A 14,921-nucleotide genomic window follows, 5' to 3' on the forward strand; every position below is an offset into this window, starting at 1 on the left:
CCCTCTTCCTCAGGAAGCGCCATCGCGATCTCTCCCCCTTGCGGGGGAGAGCTGGAGAGGGGGGTGTGGGCGCGACGTTCCGAGATCGTGGCGCCGGCACTCCCACCCTTAATCCCTCCCCCTCGCAAGTCGGGTGTTCCCGACTTGCGCATCCATAGGGCCGACCCCGGGAACATCCGGGATCGGTGAGGAGGGAAAGCACGTCGCGGTTCCATCGCACCCCGTCGCTCCCCAGGCTTGTCCCGGGGATCCACGTCATCCCATGCGCCACAAGGGCGGGACGGGAATGGCCGGATCACGTCCGACCATGACGACGGAGGGTGGGATGGAAGGGAGAAGCGCGGCCTCTCACGCGTGCTTCAGGCGGCCCAAGGCCTCTTCCATCTTCGCCTTGCGGGCCGCGGCATCCTCGCGCCGCTCGCGCTGCTCGTCGATGACCTCCTCGGGCGCCCGACTGATGAAATCCGCATTGCCGAGCTTGGCATCGATCTTCGCGATCTCGCCCTCGAGCTTCTGGATCTCCTTGGCGAGGCGCGCACGCTCGGCGGCGAGGTCGATCACGCCTTCGAGGGGCAGGGCCGCCGTCTCGCCGCGGACGATGAGCTGAATGGAGCTCCTGGGCGCGGCATCGGCGAAGGCGATGTCGGAGAGGCGCGCAAGGCGCTTCACGATGTCTCCCCACCGTTCGGCACGGGCCCGCACGTCGGCCGAGGGCGCGACGAGGACGAGGGGGATCTGCGCGCCGGCGGGCACGTTCGTCTCGGACCGGGCGGAGCGGATTTCCGTGACAAGGTCGACCACCCAGCCGATCTCCGCCTCGGCGGCGGGGTCGACCAGGCCGTCGAGGCGCGACCAGGGCGCGAGCGCCAGGACGGTCTCGCGCTTGGGCCCTTCCCGCCCCTTCACGTCCCAGAGCTCCTCCGTCAGGAAGGGCATGAACGGGTGCAGCAGCTTGCAGATCTCGTCCAGGATGAAGGCGACGGTGGCGCGGGTCTCGTCCTTGGCGGGAGAGTCGGCGCCCTGCAGCACGGGCTTCGCGAGCTCCAGCGTCCAGTCGCAGAAGACGTTCCAGACGAAGCGGTAGGCTGCGAGCGCGGCCTCGTTGAACTTGTAGGCCTCGATGCCGGCCGCCACTTCGGCCACGGCCTTCGCGCATTCGCTGAGCGCCCACTTGTTGAGCGTCTCCTTCACGGCCTTCGGATCGAATCCGGCCACGCGGCGGCAGCCGTTCATTTCGGCGAAGCGCGCGGCATTCCAGATCTTCGTCGCGAAGTTGCGGTAGCCCTCGACGCGCTGCACGCTGAGCTTGATGTCGCGCCCCTGCGCCGCCATGGCGGCAAGCGTCATGCGCAAGGCGTCGGCGCCGTATCGGTCGATCACCTCCAGCGGGTCGATGACGTTGCCCTTCGACTTCGACATCTTCGCGCCCTTCTCGTCGCGGACGAGGGCGTGGATGTAGACCGTGTCGAAGGGCACCTCGTCCATGAAATGAAGGCCCATCATCATCATCCGGGCGACCCAGAAGAAGATGATGTCGAAGCCCGTCACCAGCGTGTTGGTGGGATAGTAGCGCTTGAGCTCGGGCGTCCCGTCCGGCCAGCCCAGGGTCGAGAACGGCCAGAGGGCCGAGGAGAACCAGGTGTCGAGCACGTCCTCGTCGCGCCGGAGCGGCACGTCGCGTCCGTGGCGCGCGCGGGCGTCGGCCTTCGCCTCCTCCTCGCTGGGCGCGACGAAGACGTTGCCGTCCTCGTCGTACCAGGCCGGAATCTGATGCCCCCACCAGAGCTGGCGGGAGATGCACCAGGGCTCGATGTTCTCCAGCCACTGAAAGTACGTCTTCTCCCAGCTTTCCGGAACGAACTTCGTCTCTCCCTTGCGGACTGCGGCGAGCGCCCGCTCCGCGAGCGGCTTCACGTTCACGTACCACTGGTCGGTGAGATAAGGCTCGATCACGACGCCGGAGCGGTCCCCGTGCGGAACGGAATGGACATGCGGCTCGACCTGAACCAGCAGCCCACGCTCCTCCAGCATGGCGACGATGCGCTTGCGGGCCTCGCTCCGGTCCAACCCATCGAGGGCGAGGACCGCGTCGAGATCCGCCGATGCCGGCAGGCCCGCCAGGAAGGGCTCGTTGCCCTTGAGCGCCAGCTCCGCTTCCGTGCCGAAGATGTTGATGAGCGGCAGCGCATGGCGCCTGCCTACCTCAAAGTCGTTGAAGTCGTGCGCCGGGGTGATCTTCACGGCACCCGTGCCCTTCTCCGGGTCGGAATACGCGTCGGCGACGATCGGGATGCGGCGGCCCACCAGGGGCAGGACGGCGAACTTGCCGACGAGATCCCTGTAGCGCTCGTCCTCGGGATGAACCGCCACGGCCACGTCCCCCAGCATCGTCTCGGGACGGGTGGTGGCCACCGTGATGGAGCGGTCGGGCATGCCTTCCACCGCATAGCGGATGTGCCACAGGTTGCCCTTCACCTCGACCTGCTGGACCTCCAGATCGGAGATCGCCGTCTGGAATTTCGGGTCCCAGTTCACCAGGCGCTTGTCCTTGTAGATCAGCCCCTGACGGTAGAGATCCACGAACACCTTCAGCACGGCGCGGGAGAGGCCCTCGTCCATGGTGAAGCGCTCCCGCGACCAGTCGCAGGAGGCGCCGAGGCGCTTGAGCTGATCCTTGATGCGCCCGCCCGATTCCTCCTTCCACTCCCAGACGCGCTGGACGAACGCCTCACGGCCGAGGTCCCGGCGATGGATCTGGCGCTCCATGAGCTGGCGCTCCACCACCATCTGCGTCGCGATGCCCGCATGGTCCATGCCGGGCTGCCAGAGCACGTCGCGTCCGCGCATGCGCTCGAACCGGCACAGGATGTCCTGGATCGTGTTGTTCAGGGCGTGTCCCATGTGCAGGGAGCCCGTCACGTTCGGCGGGGGAATGACGATCGTGTAGGGCGTCGCGTCCTTGCGATCCGCGCGGCCGGCCTTGAAGGCCTCTGCCTCGTCCCAGCGGGCGGAGATGCGCGCCTCGACGGCGGCGGGATCGAACGTCTTGTCCATCATGGTGAATACCGGCGGTTTGGCGCGAAAACGCGCGCGTCATGACGGCTACAAACCGGACGGATCGGGCGAAGTCAACCGATGGACGCGAAACTCACCGGACCCCGCGGGAAATGCGCTCGATCTCGGCCCGGACCAGACGCTCCACGAGAGGGGGCAGGTTCTCGTCGAGCCACTCCCTCAGGAGGGGGCGCAGGAGCTCGGCGACGAAATCCTCCATGGTCGCGGGGCTGCTCCTTCCCGCCACGGCCGCCCCGAGCCGCCCGAAGGCATCGGCCACGCAGGCATCGGCCGCGCCGGAGAGAAGCGCGTCCTGGCTGCCCGCGACCGATCGGGCCGGAGCCCCTCCCCGAACCTCGGCCGTGGGCGAGGCAGGGGCGGCATGGCCGGAAACCGGCGCGGCGGAACGGAGCTCCAGACCGTCGACCTTTGCCGGCTTCGCCTGAGGGAACTCGGCCACGGAAGCCGGAATGTCGTCGACCATGGCCGCGAGGACGCCGTCGAACGGATCGGACGGATCGCGCTCGTCCGGCGGGGTGAGCGGGATCACCTGGCTTTCTCTCGCCTCGCGCACGGCGCGAAGGGGCGCGGCCTCGCCGCGGTCTGCTTCCGGCGTCTGCAGCCCCTCCTGATCGTCGGCGATGATGCGCCGGATGGACGCCAGGATCTCCTCCATCGAAGGCTCGTGGGCCTTCGGACTGACTGCATTCATGCGCCGCATCCGCTCAAAAGGTTTAGAATCAAACGCTTTCAGATGCGTTCAGTATTTCACGGGCGGAGGGAGAAGCAAGCGAGGCCGCAGCGAATGGAAAGCCCGCAGCCCGCCTTTTTCACCGCTGAATCAGCGGCCGTCGGGGGTCGTCAGACCGCCCCAGAGGTCCTTGACCTGATCGTAATGCACTTTCGGGCTGTAATGGTTCACCGCAAGGCCGAGGCTGCGCGAGTTGAGGCGGCCCATGGCCTGCGCGACCGCATAGGACGCCACCACACGGTCACGCTGCGCGGTGATGAGGTTGACGCGGGCGGTCAACAGCTCCTGCTGCGCGTTCAGGACGTCGAGCGTGGTGCGCTGGCCGACGCGGGCCTCCTCGCGGACGCCGTTGAGGGCGGTCTCGGAGGCGTCGATCTGCGCCTGCGCCGCCACGATCTGGGCGCGGGCGGCTTCGAGCTGCCCCCAGGACGAGATCACCGCCGCCCGGACCTGATCCCGGATCGAATCGGCCTCCAGGCGGCGCTGGCCGGCGGTTTCCTTGGATTGCCGGGTGGTCGCATAGGCGACGCCGCCGTCGTAGATCGGCACGGTCAGCTGCGCCACGACGGAGGCAGAGAGGGCCTTGTCGCCCGTGATCTGGTTGTCGTAGCGCTGCGCGACCGCGCCGCGCACGCCGAGTTGGGGCGCGAGCGCCCCCTGGTCGATCTTCACCTGCAGTTCCGCCACATCGACGCCGTGCTCGGCCGCCTTGATAGCCGGATGCTCGTTGAGGGCGATCCTCAGCGCCCCGTCGACGGATTTGGGCAGGAGACGGTCGAGCGGGCGTCCAGGGGCCAGGGAGCGCGGCTCGACGCCGATCACCTGGCGATACTGGGCGATGCTGGTGCGCAGGTTGGATTCGGCGAGGCTGACCTGTGAGCGGGCGCCGGCCAGGCGCGACTCGGCCTGGGCCACGTCGGTCCGCGTCACCTCGCCCACGTTGAAACGGTCGCGGGTCTGGCGCAGCTGCTCGTCGAGAACCTCGACGTTGTTGCGCTGGAGGTCGAGAATCGCCGTGTCGCGCAGCACGTTCATGTACGCCGTCACGGCGTCGAACAGGATGTTCTGCTCGTTGTTGTTGAGGGTCTCGCGGGCGCCGAGCACCGAGGACTCCGCCTGGCGCACGGAGTTCATCGTGCGGAAGCCGTTGAAGATCGACTGCTCGACCTCGATCCCGTAGCCGCGGGGTGTGAGAAAGCTTTCCCCGCCGCTCGAGACCGCAGTCGACGGCCTCTTCACGTTCGAATAGGTGCGGCCGATATCGGCGGAAGCATTGACCTGGGGCCGGTAGCCCGACTTGGCACGGGCCACGTTCTCGTCCGTCGCCCGGACGCTGGCGCGCTGCGCGTTGAGGGAGGGATTGTTGCCGTAAGCGCGGGCCAGGGCGCTATCCAGCGTCTCGGCGGATACGCCGGTCACGCCCGTTAGCACGAAGGCCGAAGTCATGGCGCCGAAGAATATGCGGCCCCTCTTCCAAAATCGCTTCTCGTTCACGCCCACCTGCCTATCGGTCCCAAGAGCGGTTCGCTCCGCCTACCTTAACATTGAATTTCTTAACCAAAACGACTCAAAGCGAAACAATACCGATGGGATGTCCCACCGCAATCGCACCGAAGAGCCGGACGGCGAATATTGGGGATGTGGCGCAAAAAGGAGACACTGTTCGCACCGCACGCGGCGGATCAGAACACGAAGCCGGGCTTTGCCTCGAAAGCGGCGAGGGCCGGCGCGGCAGCGTCGAAAAGATTCCGCTCGCTGAAGGCATCCCCCGACCGCACGTAGAGGGTCGCCCGCCCGGCGCGTCCGCGCCCGGTCACGCAGACGAGACGACCGCCGTCCGCAAGCTGCCGCAGCAGGCCTTCGGGGCGCAGGTCCACGGCCCCGTTGACGAGGATGGCGTTGTAGCCGCCATCGACCGGACTTCCCTGGTCGAGAGGGCCGACCTCGACCGAGACGGAGCCGTAGCCGTAGCCGGCTCCCTCGAGGGCCTGCCGGGCGGCCTGGGCCAGCGCCTCGTCGGATTCGAGGGCGGTCACTCTGGCTCCGAGCTCGCAGAGAACGGCGGAGGAATAGCCCCGCCCGCAGGCCACGTCGAGGACCCGCTCGCCGGGCTCGATGCGGAGGGCCTGGATCATCCGGGCCAGGACCATGGGGGTGAGCATGAAGCGGCGCTCGGCACCGTCGCTCACGAGGACGTTCTGGTCGATGTAGGCGAGTTCCTCGCGGCCCGGGAGCACAAACCGCTCGCGGGGAACGCTGTCCATGGCATCCAGGAGCGGAATGTCATTCACGTCGAAAGTGCGCAGCTGGCTGTCGACCATCGTCCGGCGCGCTTGCGAGAAATCGACCATGGATTGCCTCAGAAGATGGGATGGAGGCCTCGCCCGGAATCGAACCGGGGTACAAGGATTTGCAGTCCTCTGCGTAACCACTCCGCCACGAGGCCATCCGGGGCGTGCCGCGAACGCGACGGGCGCTCCATAGCAGAGCGCGGCCCCAAAGGGCAACTGTCCGTTTTATGACACGATAATGGTTGCGAGGGGGCTTGCAAGCCGGCGAACCCGTGGTATATGCCACCCCACCTCGGGCCGACGCGGCGTCTGGTTCTCCAGATCCTCCGGCCGGCGAAGGGAAAACCGACCCCTCCGCAGCAGGTATGGCATATTCCGGCGTGGCGCAGCGGTAGCGCAGCGGACTGTTAATCCGTTGGTCGTAGGTTCGAATCCTACCGCCGGAGCCAACCTCCTCCCTGGAAAAGAATTGACTCCGCCCCTCGCATCGGTCCGATTGCCCGAGCCGTTCGCGGTGCCACATGGCTTCGGGGCGGCGCCACGCCTCAAGCGTCTGTCCGGGAGGGAAAGCTTGGCCGGTCCAGCCCTCGTATGGTTCCGCGACGATCATCGCCTGTCCGACAATCCGGCCCTGAGCGCCGCCGTCGACAGCGGAGCGCCCCTCCTCTGCCTCTACATCCTCGACGAATCGTCGCAGGGGGTGCGCCCCCTCGGCGGCGCCGCTCGGTGGTGGCTTCACGGCTCGCTCGATGCGCTCGACCGCTCCCTCCGGGAACTCGGGAACCGCCTCGTCATCTTCCAGGGCCCGGCGGAGGAGGTGGTCGACCGCCTTGTCGAGACGACGAATCCCTCCGGCGTCTACTGGAACCGGCGTTACCAGGCGGCGGAAATCGCCGTGGACCGGGCCATCAAGGCGCGGCTGACCGCCCGGGGAATCGCCGTCCGCAGCTTCAACGGGCGGCTCCTGCACGAGCCCTGGCAGGTCCGGAACCGGGCGGGACGGCCGTTCCAGGTCTTCACCCCCTATCTTCGGGCCGTATCGGCCATGCCGGTCGCTCCGCCCCTCCCCCGCCCGCGCGAGATCCGAGCGGGCGGCTGGCCCTCTTCGCTTCTCGATTCGAGCCGGTCCCTCGCCGATCTCCGGCTCGAGCCGGAGAACCCGAACTGGGCCGCGCCCTTCACCGGGCTCTGGCAGCGCGGGGAACAGGCCGCGCAGGAGAGGCTGTCCACGTTCCTGGAGGAGGGACTTCCCGGCTACGCCAGCCGGCGCGACGTCCCCGCCGCCGAAGCCACCTCCCGCCTCTCGCCGCACCTGCGGTTCGGAGAGATCGGCCCGCGCCAGATCTGGCACGCGGCGACGGCCCGCGCCGACGGGCGCGAGACGGACACGGCGAAGTTCCTGAGCGAGGTGGTCTGGCGGGACTTCTGCCACCAGCAGCTCCACGACAATCCCGACCTCGCCACCGCCCCCTGCAACCCCCGCTTCGCGCATTTCCGCTGGGCCGGCGACAATGCGGCGCTCGAGGCCTGGCGCAGGGGATTGACGGGATACCCGATCGTGGATGCGGGCATGCGCCAGCTCTGGCGGACGGGCTGGATGCACAACCGGGTGCGGATGATCGTCGCCTCGTTCCTCGTCAAGCATCTCCTGACCGACTGGCGGCAGGGTGAAGCCTGGTTCTGGGACACGCTGCTGGACGCCGACGCCGCCAACAACGCCTTCAACTGGCAGTGGGTCGCCGGATCCGGCCCCGATTCGGCGCCCTTCCACCGCATCTTCAACCCTGTCTCGCAGGGCGAGAAGTTCGATCCGGACGGCGCCTATGTCCGCGCCTACGTGCCCGAACTCGCGGACCTGCCTTCCCCCTTCGTCCACAGGCCCTGGGATGCGCCTGGCGATGTCCTGCGCCGGGCCGGGATCGCGCCGGGTGAAAACTATCCGCGCCCCATCGTGGACCATGGCGCCGCCCGCGAGCGCGCGCTCGGCGCATTCAGGGCGTTGCGCGACGCGCAGACCTGACCCGGGGCGATTCGGCTTGACCCGCCCCTCCCCTTCGGCCCAGCATCCCTCTCCCGCCGCAGCGGCGGCGAAGCCATACGCATTTCCGGAATTGCCATGACCGAGCTTCTCTTTCGCGACGACGCCTATGCCCGAACCTGCGAGGCGAAGGTGGTCGGCGTTACGCCGGAAGGCGGCGTCATCCTCGACAGAACCGTCTGTTACGCGCAGGGCGGCGGCCAGCCGGGCGACATGGGCCATCTGCGCCACGCAGGCACGGACTTGCCGATCGCCAACACGGTCTATGCGCCGGACCGCACGAAGGTCGTCCATCTCGTGGGGGCGGAGGCGGCCGCGCGCCTCTCGCCCGGCGACCCGGTGGAGGTGGTCCTCGACTGGGAGCGCCGCTTCAGGCGCATGCGGGTCCACACCGCCCTGCATCTACTGAGCGTGGTCCTGCCCTATCCCGTCACGGGCGGCGCCATCGGCGACGGCGACGGGCGGCTCGACTTCGACATTCCGGATGCGGGCCTCGACAAGGCGGATCTCACCGACAGGATGAACGCCCTCATCGCCCGCGACGCCGCCGTGACCGAGCGCTGGATCACCGACGAGGAGCTCGACGCCAATCCCGGCCTCGTGAAGACCATGTCCGTCAAGCCGCCGCGCGGCACGGGGCGGGTTCGGCTCGTCGCCATCGAAGGCATCGACCTGCAGCCCTGCGGCGGCACCCACGTGCGGCGGACGGGCGAGATCGGAACCGTCGCGATCACGGATATCGAGAAGAAGGGCAAGCAGAACCGCCGCGTACGCCTTTCGCTCGTGGACTGAGCGCCGCCCGCTTCCATTCGCCTTCATCCTCGGACCTGCCCATGACCGAACCTTTCGTCTCCACCGCATGGCTTCAGGAGCGCCTGGACGATCCCGATCTCGTCGTGGTCGACGGGTCCTGGTACCTGCCGGCCCAGAATCGGGACCCCGAGGAGGAATTCCTCACCGGGCACATCCCGGGCGCGATCCGGTTCGACATCGACACGGTCCGCGACATGTCCTCGCCGCTGCCGCACATGCTTCCGAAGGCGGAGGAATTCGCCAGACAGGTCGGCGCGATGGGCATCGGCGAGGACATGACCATCGTGGTCTACGACGGCGCCGGTCTGTTCGCGGCGCCCCGGGTGCGCTGGACCTTCCTCGCCTTCGGCGCCCGGGATGTCCGGATTCTGGAGGGCGGCTTCCCGGCGTGGAGAGCCGAGGGCCGCCCCATCGAGACCGGACCGGCGAGAGCCCGGGCCCCGCGCCATTTCAGCCCCACCTACGACCCCCGTGCCGTTGCCGGCCTCGACGAAGTGCGCACGGCGATCGAGAGCGGCGCCGTCCAGGTGCTCGATGCGCGCCCGGCGGACCGCTTCCGCGGCGAGGCCCCCGAGCCGCGTCCGGGGCTTCGCTCCGGCCATATGCCCGGCAGCCTCAATCTGCCCTTCGGCGAAATCGTAGAGAACGGCCGCCTGAAGGACCGGGCCGAACTGGAGCGCGCGCTCTCCCAGGCAGGGGTCGACCCCCACCGGCCGGTCATCACGACCTGCGGCTCGGGCGTTTCCGCCGCCATTCTGACCCTCGCCCTGGAGACGGTGGGGCATCCGGCAAAGGCGCTCTATGACGGCTCGTGGGCGCAATGGGGCGCGCGGGACGACCTCCCCGTCGAAACGGGGCCGGCCCGCAAGCGGTAAGCAGCAGGATGCTCCCTCCATGGGTGCAATACCCGCGTCGTGACACGATTGGACAAGACGCCGCTCTCCTCTAGCCCTCTTGGTGAGCGGAACATGCGAGACGCTTGGCCTGTCATTCCGCGGCGCCAGAGGCGAATCCGGGCCGGAAGGCTGCCCGATGCGGGTGCCTCATGAACATCGACGGCTCGGAAAAGAGGGCGACGGTTTCCGTTGCGCCCAACCTTGATTCTGGCGGTTATGGATTCCGGGCCCGCGCCTTAGGCGCGTCCCGGAATGACGCGGAAAGCGGGCTGCCCCCTCCTGCCATGGCCGGTCTCGGCCCGACCATTCTCACCCTTGAACCTCCCGATGCAGAGAAGATGAGGCTTCCTGGCGCAAGGGGACGACGGCCGAGGCTGCCCATCCTCGACCGAAACGAAAGGAGCAGCGTCGCGGCTCAGTGCAGGATCTGGGCGAGGAACTGCCTGGTGCGCTCGTGCTGCGGGTTCTTGAAGAACGCGTCGGGCGTGTTCATCTCGACGATCTGCCCATAGTCCATGAAGATCACCCGGTCCGCCACCTGGCGGGCGAAGCCCATCTCGTGGGTGACGCACAGCATGGTCATGCCCTCTTCCGCGAGGCTGACCATGGTGTCGAGCACCTCCTTGACCATCTCGGGGTCGAGCGCCGAAGTCGGCTCGTCGAACAGCATGATCTTCGGGTTCATGCACAGCGAGCGGGCGATTGCCACGCGCTGCTGCTGGCCGCCGGAGAGCTGCCCCGGATACTTGTTGGCCTGCTCCGGGATCTTCACCCGGGTCAGGTACTTCATGGCGATCTCCTCGGCCTCCTTCTTGGGCATCTTCTTGACCCAGATCGGAGCCAGCGTGCAGTTCTCGAGAATGGTCAGGTGCGGGAACAGGTTGAAGTGCTGGAAGACCATGCCGACGTCCCGCCGCACCTCATCGATGCGCTTGAGGTCGCCGGTCAGCTCCGTCCCGTTGACGATGATGCGGCCCTTCTGGTGCTCCTCGAGCCGGTTGATGCAGCGGATCATCGTGGACTTGCCCGAGCCCGAAGGGCCGCAGATCACGATGCGCTCGCCGCGCTGCACAGTGAGGTTGATGTCCCGGAGGACATGGAACTCGCCGTACCACTTGTGCACGCCGATCATCTGAACCGCCGCCTCGCTGGCGGAATCGACGGAGGAACGGGTCTGCCGTGCTGTCGTTGTCGTTGTCATGGGATCACCGTTTCTGACCTGCCGCGAGGCGACGCTCCACGCCGATCGAATAGCGCGACATGCCCCAGCAGAAGACGAAGTAGAAGAGCGCCGCGAAGGCGTAGCCCGTGTAGCTGATGGTCGGCGCCGCCCAGTTCGGGTCGATGCGCGACGCCTCGATGGTCTTGATAAGGTCGAAGATGCCGACCACGGACACCAGAGACGTATCCTTGAACAGGCCGATGAAGGTGTTGACGATGCCCGGGATCACGATCCGCAGGGCCTGCGGCAGGACGATGAAGATCATCATCTGCGGATAGTTGAGGCCGAGCGACATGGCGCCCTCGTACTGGCCCTTCGGAATCGCCTGCAGGCCGCCGCGCACCACCTCGGCCATGTAGGCGGACGCAAAGAAAGCGGTGCCGACGAGGGGCCGAAGCAGCCTGTCCACGCTCGTGTCCGGCGGCAGGAAGAGCGGCAGCATGGTGTTGGCCATGATCAGCACGGTGATGAGCGGTACGCCGCGCACGAACTCGATGAAGATCACGGATGCGAGCCGCAGGATCGGCAGCCGCGAGCGCCGCCCGAGGGCGAGCAGAATGCCGAAGGGCAGCGAGAAGACGATCCCGACGGTTGCCACGATGAGCGTCACGAGGATTCCGCCCCAGAGGGCGGTGGGGACCGGCAGAAGGTCGAAATCCCAGTCGATCGCCGCAAGGGTGATGCCGACCGCGGCGACGATTCCGGCGCCGGCGAGGATCGCCGTTCGAATCGACGCGTTGAGGGCGTAGGCCGCCGCCGCGAGGGCGGCGATCAGGACGGCTCCGGCGATGGCGAAGATCGTCCAGAAGCGGCCTCCGAAATCGGCGTTGCCGCCCGTGAGCAGGATGTAGGAGACGACGGGGAAGACCCAGAAGAAGTAGACGGCTCCCAGGTCGCGCCGGGGCGCCCGCAGCCACAGGAGCCACACGACGCCGATGGCGAGGAGGCCGAAGAAGACGTTGACGCGCCAGCGCTCCGCGGCCGGGTACGACCCATAGGTGAAGAAGTTGATCTTGTCGGCGATGAAGGCCCAGCATGCCCCCACCGGATGCCCGACCATGTCCTCGCGGCAGACGCTGCGGTCGGCCCCCGTCCAAACCGCATCCGTGAACAGGAAGCGGACGACCGGCGGAATCGTCACGTAGAGCAGGTAGAGGGCGAGCAGGGTCAGCAGGGTATTGACCGGACCCGAGAAGAGGTTCTCCCGCATCCAGGCGACGGGACCGCGGGCCAGCTTCGGCGGCGGAAGCGCCTCGATCTTGTCGGCGCGGACGTAATGGGACATGTCGACGGCGGTGCTCATGGGATCTCCTACCGTTCGACGATCGCCATGCGGCGGTTGTAGACGTTCATGAAGAAGGACGTGACGAGGCTGATGGTCAGATACACGCCCATGGTGATCACCACGACCTCGATGGCCTGGCCGGTCTGGTTGAGAACCGTGCCCATGAAGACCTGAACGAGATCCGGATAGCCGATGGCCACCGCGAGCGAGGAGTTCTTGGTCAGGTTGAGATACTGGCTCGTCAGGGGCGGAATGATCACCCGCATGGCCTGAGGCACGACGACGAGGCGCAGGGTCTGGCCCGGCTTGAGGCCGAGCGATCCCGCAGCCTCCGTCTGGCCCTTCGACACCGCGAGGATGCCCGCCCTCACCACCTCGGCGATGAAGGCGGCCGTGTAGGTTGTCAGGCCGACGAGAAGCGCCACGAACTCCGGCAGGATCTGCATCCCGCCCTGGAGGTTGAAGGTGCCCTTGCGCGGCATGTCGAAGCTGATCGGGTTGGTGCTGACCAGGGCCAGCACGATCCAAGTGACGACCGGGAGCCCGAGGACGAGGCCGAGGGTCACGAGACCGACGCGGTACTGACGCCCGGTCTCCTCCTGCCGCCTCCGGGCCCAGCGCCGGAACAGGACGGCGCCGACGATGCCGATGGCGAGGGCGGCGAGAATCGCCGCGACGTCGGACGCGAAGATCGGGCGCGGCATGAAGAGGCCGCGGGCATTGAGGAAGAAGCCCGCACCCATCTCGATGGAATTGCGCGGCTGCGGCAGCGGTCCGAGCACGGCGATGTACCAGAACAGCAGCTGCAGCAGGAGCGGAATGTTGCGCAGAAGCTCCACATAGACCATGGCGACCTTGGCCACCATCCAGTTGGTGGACAGGCGCGCGATGCCGACGATGAAGCCGAGGACGGTCGCGAACACGATGCCGATGGCGGAGACCACGAGCGTGTTCAGAAGACCGACGAGGAAGGCGTCGCCGTAGCTCGATCCGGCAGCGCTGTAGGGGATCAGCGTCTGGCTGATGTCGAAGCCGGCCGTCGTCTCGAGGAACCCGAAGCCGGACGCGATCTTCGCCCGCTGCAGGTTGTCGTAAGCGTTCGTTCCGGCCTGGAAGAAGAGGTAGGTGACGGTGACGACGAGAAGGGCCTGATAAAAGACGGCGCGGACCTTCGGGTCGTAAAGGAACGACTTCTTTGGCGGCGATGCCTGAGAGACAACCGTGTTCACCGAACCCATCCTTCGTCGGCTCGTTATCGTTGGGCCATCCACGGTCCCATGGGAACGCGACGGTCTGAAGGGGCGCCCGGATCGCTCCGGGCGCCCAGCCCCCGCACTCGTTTAGCGGATCGGCAGGCCGTACTGCAGACCGCCCTTGGTCCACAGGGCGTTCTGGCCGCGCTTGATCTTCAGCTTGGAGCCTTCGCCCACGTTGCGTTCGAAGCTCTCGCCGTAGTTGCCGATGTGCTTGATGATCCGATAGGCCCAGTCGTTGGTGAGGCCGATCGCCTCGCCGAACTTGCCCTCGGTGCCGAGCAGGCGCTTGATCTCCGGGTTGTCGGAGCTCTTCATCTGGTCGACGTTGGCCTTGGTCACGCCCAGCTCTTCGGCATTGAGCATGGCGTTGAAGGTCCAGCGGACGATGTCGGCCCACTGGTTGTCGCCGTGACGGACGGCCGGGCCGAGAGGCTCCTTGGAGATGATCTCGGGTAGAACGATGTGGTCGTCCGGGTTCGAGGCGCGCAGGCGCTCGGCATAGAGGCCCGAGGCATCCGTCGTGAAGGCGTCGCAGCGGCCCGCGTCATAGGCCTTGAAGGTCTCGTCGGAGGTCGCGAAGGCCACCACCTCGTACTTCATGTTGTTGGCGCGGAAATAGTCCGCCAGGTTCAGCTCCGTCGTCGTGCCCTGCTGGGTGCAGATCGAGGCGCCGTTCAGCTCCTTGGCCGAGGAGACGCCAAGCTTCTTGCGGACCATGAAGCCCTGGCCGTCGTAGTAGTTGACGGCGGGGAAATCGAGGCCGAGCTGCGTGTCGCGGGACATGGTCACCGTCGAGTTGCGGGACAGCACGTCCACTTCGCCGGACTGGAGGGCCGTGAAGCGGTCCTTGGCGGCGAGCGGAATGAAGCGGACCTTGGTCGGGTCGTCGAAGATCGCGGCGGCGATGGCGCGGCAGAAATCGATGTCCAGACCCGTCCAGTTGCCCTGCGCGTCGGGCAGGCCGAAACCGGCGAGGCCGGTGTTCGCTCCGCAGGTCAGGTAACCTTTCTGCTTCACGCTCGCGAGGGTCGCCTGGGCCGAAGCGCCCGTCGTGATCAAGCCGGCCGCCATCAGGCCGAAGGCAATCGATGCGATAGCCTTTTTCATGTCGATACAGTCCTCCAAATTACACTTGGCTCGGCGATTCCGTCGCAGCCCAGCCGAGTTCCCTGTCGCACCGCTCCGCCCGTTTTCCGGCGATACGGTATCCAGACATCACATTCCATGATTGATCACCGGTCAAGTCTTGATGGGTCCCACTTTCGGCCGGGGTTGACGCCGACCCAACGGCAGCCTCACATCGGGCCCCTCGCCA

11 protein-coding genes and 2 tRNA genes are annotated in these 14,921 nt (G+C 67.1%); 4 read left to right on the forward strand and 9 right to left on the reverse strand.

What is annotated here, in order from left to right; translation table 11 throughout:
* Nucleotides 1-348 precede the first annotated feature (348 nt).
* The 5 genes from GDR74_RS10875 to GDR74_RS10895 form a co-directional block, all read right to left on the reverse strand.
* Nucleotides 349-3,057, reverse strand: a complete 2,709-nt coding sequence (locus tag GDR74_RS10875) for a valine--tRNA ligase (RefSeq protein WP_152586335.1) — start codon at nucleotides 3,055-3,057, stop codon at nucleotides 349-351.
* A 91-nt stretch (nucleotides 3,058-3,148) separates the two neighbouring features.
* Entirely contained in the window at nucleotides 3,149-3,766 is a 618-nt protein-coding gene (locus GDR74_RS10880) for a DUF2497 domain-containing protein (RefSeq protein WP_194164512.1), read from the reverse strand.
* A gap of 129 nt (nucleotides 3,767-3,895) precedes the next feature.
* Entirely contained in the window at nucleotides 3,896-5,251 is a 1,356-nt protein-coding gene (locus GDR74_RS10885) for a TolC family outer membrane protein (protein ID WP_152586337.1), read from the reverse strand.
* A gap of 236 nt (nucleotides 5,252-5,487) precedes the next feature.
* Entirely contained in the window at nucleotides 5,488-6,156 is a 669-nt protein-coding gene (locus GDR74_RS10890; RefSeq protein WP_152586338.1) for a protein-L-isoaspartate O-methyltransferase family protein, read from the reverse strand.
* Nucleotides 6,157-6,177: 21 nt separating this feature from the next.
* Nucleotides 6,178-6,251, reverse strand: a tRNA-Cys gene (locus GDR74_RS10895).
* Nucleotides 6,252-6,470: 219 nt separating this feature from the next.
* On the opposite strand from GDR74_RS10895, the gene GDR74_RS10900 reads away from it, so the two are divergent.
* The 4 genes from GDR74_RS10900 to sseA all read left to right on the forward strand — a co-directional run bounded on the left by GDR74_RS10900 (nucleotide 6,471) and on the right by sseA (nucleotide 9,822).
* Nucleotides 6,471-6,545, forward strand: a tRNA-Asn gene (locus tag GDR74_RS10900).
* A gap of 122 nt (nucleotides 6,546-6,667) precedes the next feature.
* On the forward strand, nucleotides 6,668-8,116 hold the full coding sequence (locus GDR74_RS10905; protein ID WP_210251018.1) for a cryptochrome/photolyase family protein: 1,449 nt from the start codon (nucleotides 6,668-6,670) through the stop codon (nucleotides 8,114-8,116).
* A gap of 96 nt (nucleotides 8,117-8,212) precedes the next feature.
* A complete protein-coding gene (locus tag GDR74_RS10910) occupies nucleotides 8,213-8,926 on the forward strand; it encodes an alanyl-tRNA editing protein (protein ID WP_152586339.1) in 714 nt (237 codons plus the stop codon).
* Between the two features lie 41 nt (nucleotides 8,927-8,967).
* Nucleotides 8,968-9,822: a 3-mercaptopyruvate sulfurtransferase gene (gene sseA / locus GDR74_RS10915; RefSeq protein WP_152586340.1), complete on the forward strand. Its 855-nt coding sequence runs from the start codon at nucleotides 8,968-8,970 to the stop codon at nucleotides 9,820-9,822.
* A 436-nt stretch (nucleotides 9,823-10,258) separates the two neighbouring features.
* Here sseA and GDR74_RS10920 read toward each other — a convergent pair whose 3' ends face one another.
* The 4 genes from GDR74_RS10920 to GDR74_RS10935 form a co-directional block, all read right to left on the reverse strand.
* Nucleotides 10,259-11,044, reverse strand: coding sequence for an amino acid ABC transporter ATP-binding protein (locus tag GDR74_RS10920; protein ID WP_152586341.1), 786 nt, complete (start codon nucleotides 11,042-11,044; stop codon nucleotides 10,259-10,261).
* A gap of 4 nt (nucleotides 11,045-11,048) precedes the next feature.
* Nucleotides 11,049-12,368, reverse strand: coding sequence for an amino acid ABC transporter permease (locus GDR74_RS10925; RefSeq protein WP_152586342.1), 1,320 nt, complete (start codon nucleotides 12,366-12,368; stop codon nucleotides 11,049-11,051).
* Nucleotides 12,369-12,376: 8 nt separating this feature from the next.
* Complete coding sequence (locus GDR74_RS10930; RefSeq protein WP_152586343.1) at nucleotides 12,377-13,588, reverse strand: amino acid ABC transporter permease; 1,212 nt, start codon at nucleotides 13,586-13,588, stop codon at nucleotides 12,377-12,379.
* 102 nt (nucleotides 13,589-13,690) lie between these two features.
* Nucleotides 13,691-14,713, reverse strand: coding sequence for an amino acid ABC transporter substrate-binding protein (locus GDR74_RS10935; protein ID WP_152586344.1), 1,023 nt, complete (start codon nucleotides 14,711-14,713; stop codon nucleotides 13,691-13,693).
* Between the last annotated feature and the right edge of the window lie 208 nt (nucleotides 14,714-14,921).

The organism is Microvirga thermotolerans, assembly GCF_009363855.1.
Taxonomy (GTDB): domain Bacteria; phylum Pseudomonadota; class Alphaproteobacteria; order Rhizobiales; family Beijerinckiaceae; genus Microvirga; species Microvirga thermotolerans.

Bases quoted from the DNA above. Each gene is read 5' to 3' on its own strand.
- GDR74_RS10875 (WP_152586335.1), bottom strand. From the start codon at position 3,057: ATGATGGACAAGACGTTCGATCCCGCCGCCGTCGAGGCGCGCATCTCC.
- GDR74_RS10880 (WP_194164512.1), bottom strand. From the start codon at position 3,766: ATGAATGCAGTCAGTCCGAAGGCCCACGAGCCTTCGATGGAGGAGATC.
- GDR74_RS10885 (WP_152586337.1), bottom strand. From the start codon at position 5,251: ATGACTTCGGCCTTCGTGCTAACGGGCGTGACCGGCGTATCCGCCGAG.
- GDR74_RS10890 (WP_152586338.1), bottom strand. From the start codon at position 6,156: ATGGTCGATTTCTCGCAAGCGCGCCGGACGATGGTCGACAGCCAGCTG.
- GDR74_RS10910 (WP_152586339.1), top strand. From the start codon at position 8,213: ATGACCGAGCTTCTCTTTCGCGACGACGCCTATGCCCGAACCTGCGAG.
- sseA (WP_152586340.1), top strand. From the start codon at position 8,968: ATGACCGAACCTTTCGTCTCCACCGCATGGCTTCAGGAGCGCCTGGAC.
- GDR74_RS10920 (WP_152586341.1), bottom strand. From the start codon at position 11,044: ATGACAACGACAACGACAGCACGGCAGACCCGTTCCTCCGTCGATTCC.
- GDR74_RS10925 (WP_152586342.1), bottom strand. From the start codon at position 12,368: ATGAGCACCGCCGTCGACATGTCCCATTACGTCCGCGCCGACAAGATC.
- GDR74_RS10930 (WP_152586343.1), bottom strand. From the start codon at position 13,588: ATGGGTTCGGTGAACACGGTTGTCTCTCAGGCATCGCCGCCAAAGAAG.
- GDR74_RS10935 (WP_152586344.1), bottom strand. From the start codon at position 14,713: ATGAAAAAGGCTATCGCATCGATTGCCTTCGGCCTGATGGCGGCCGGC.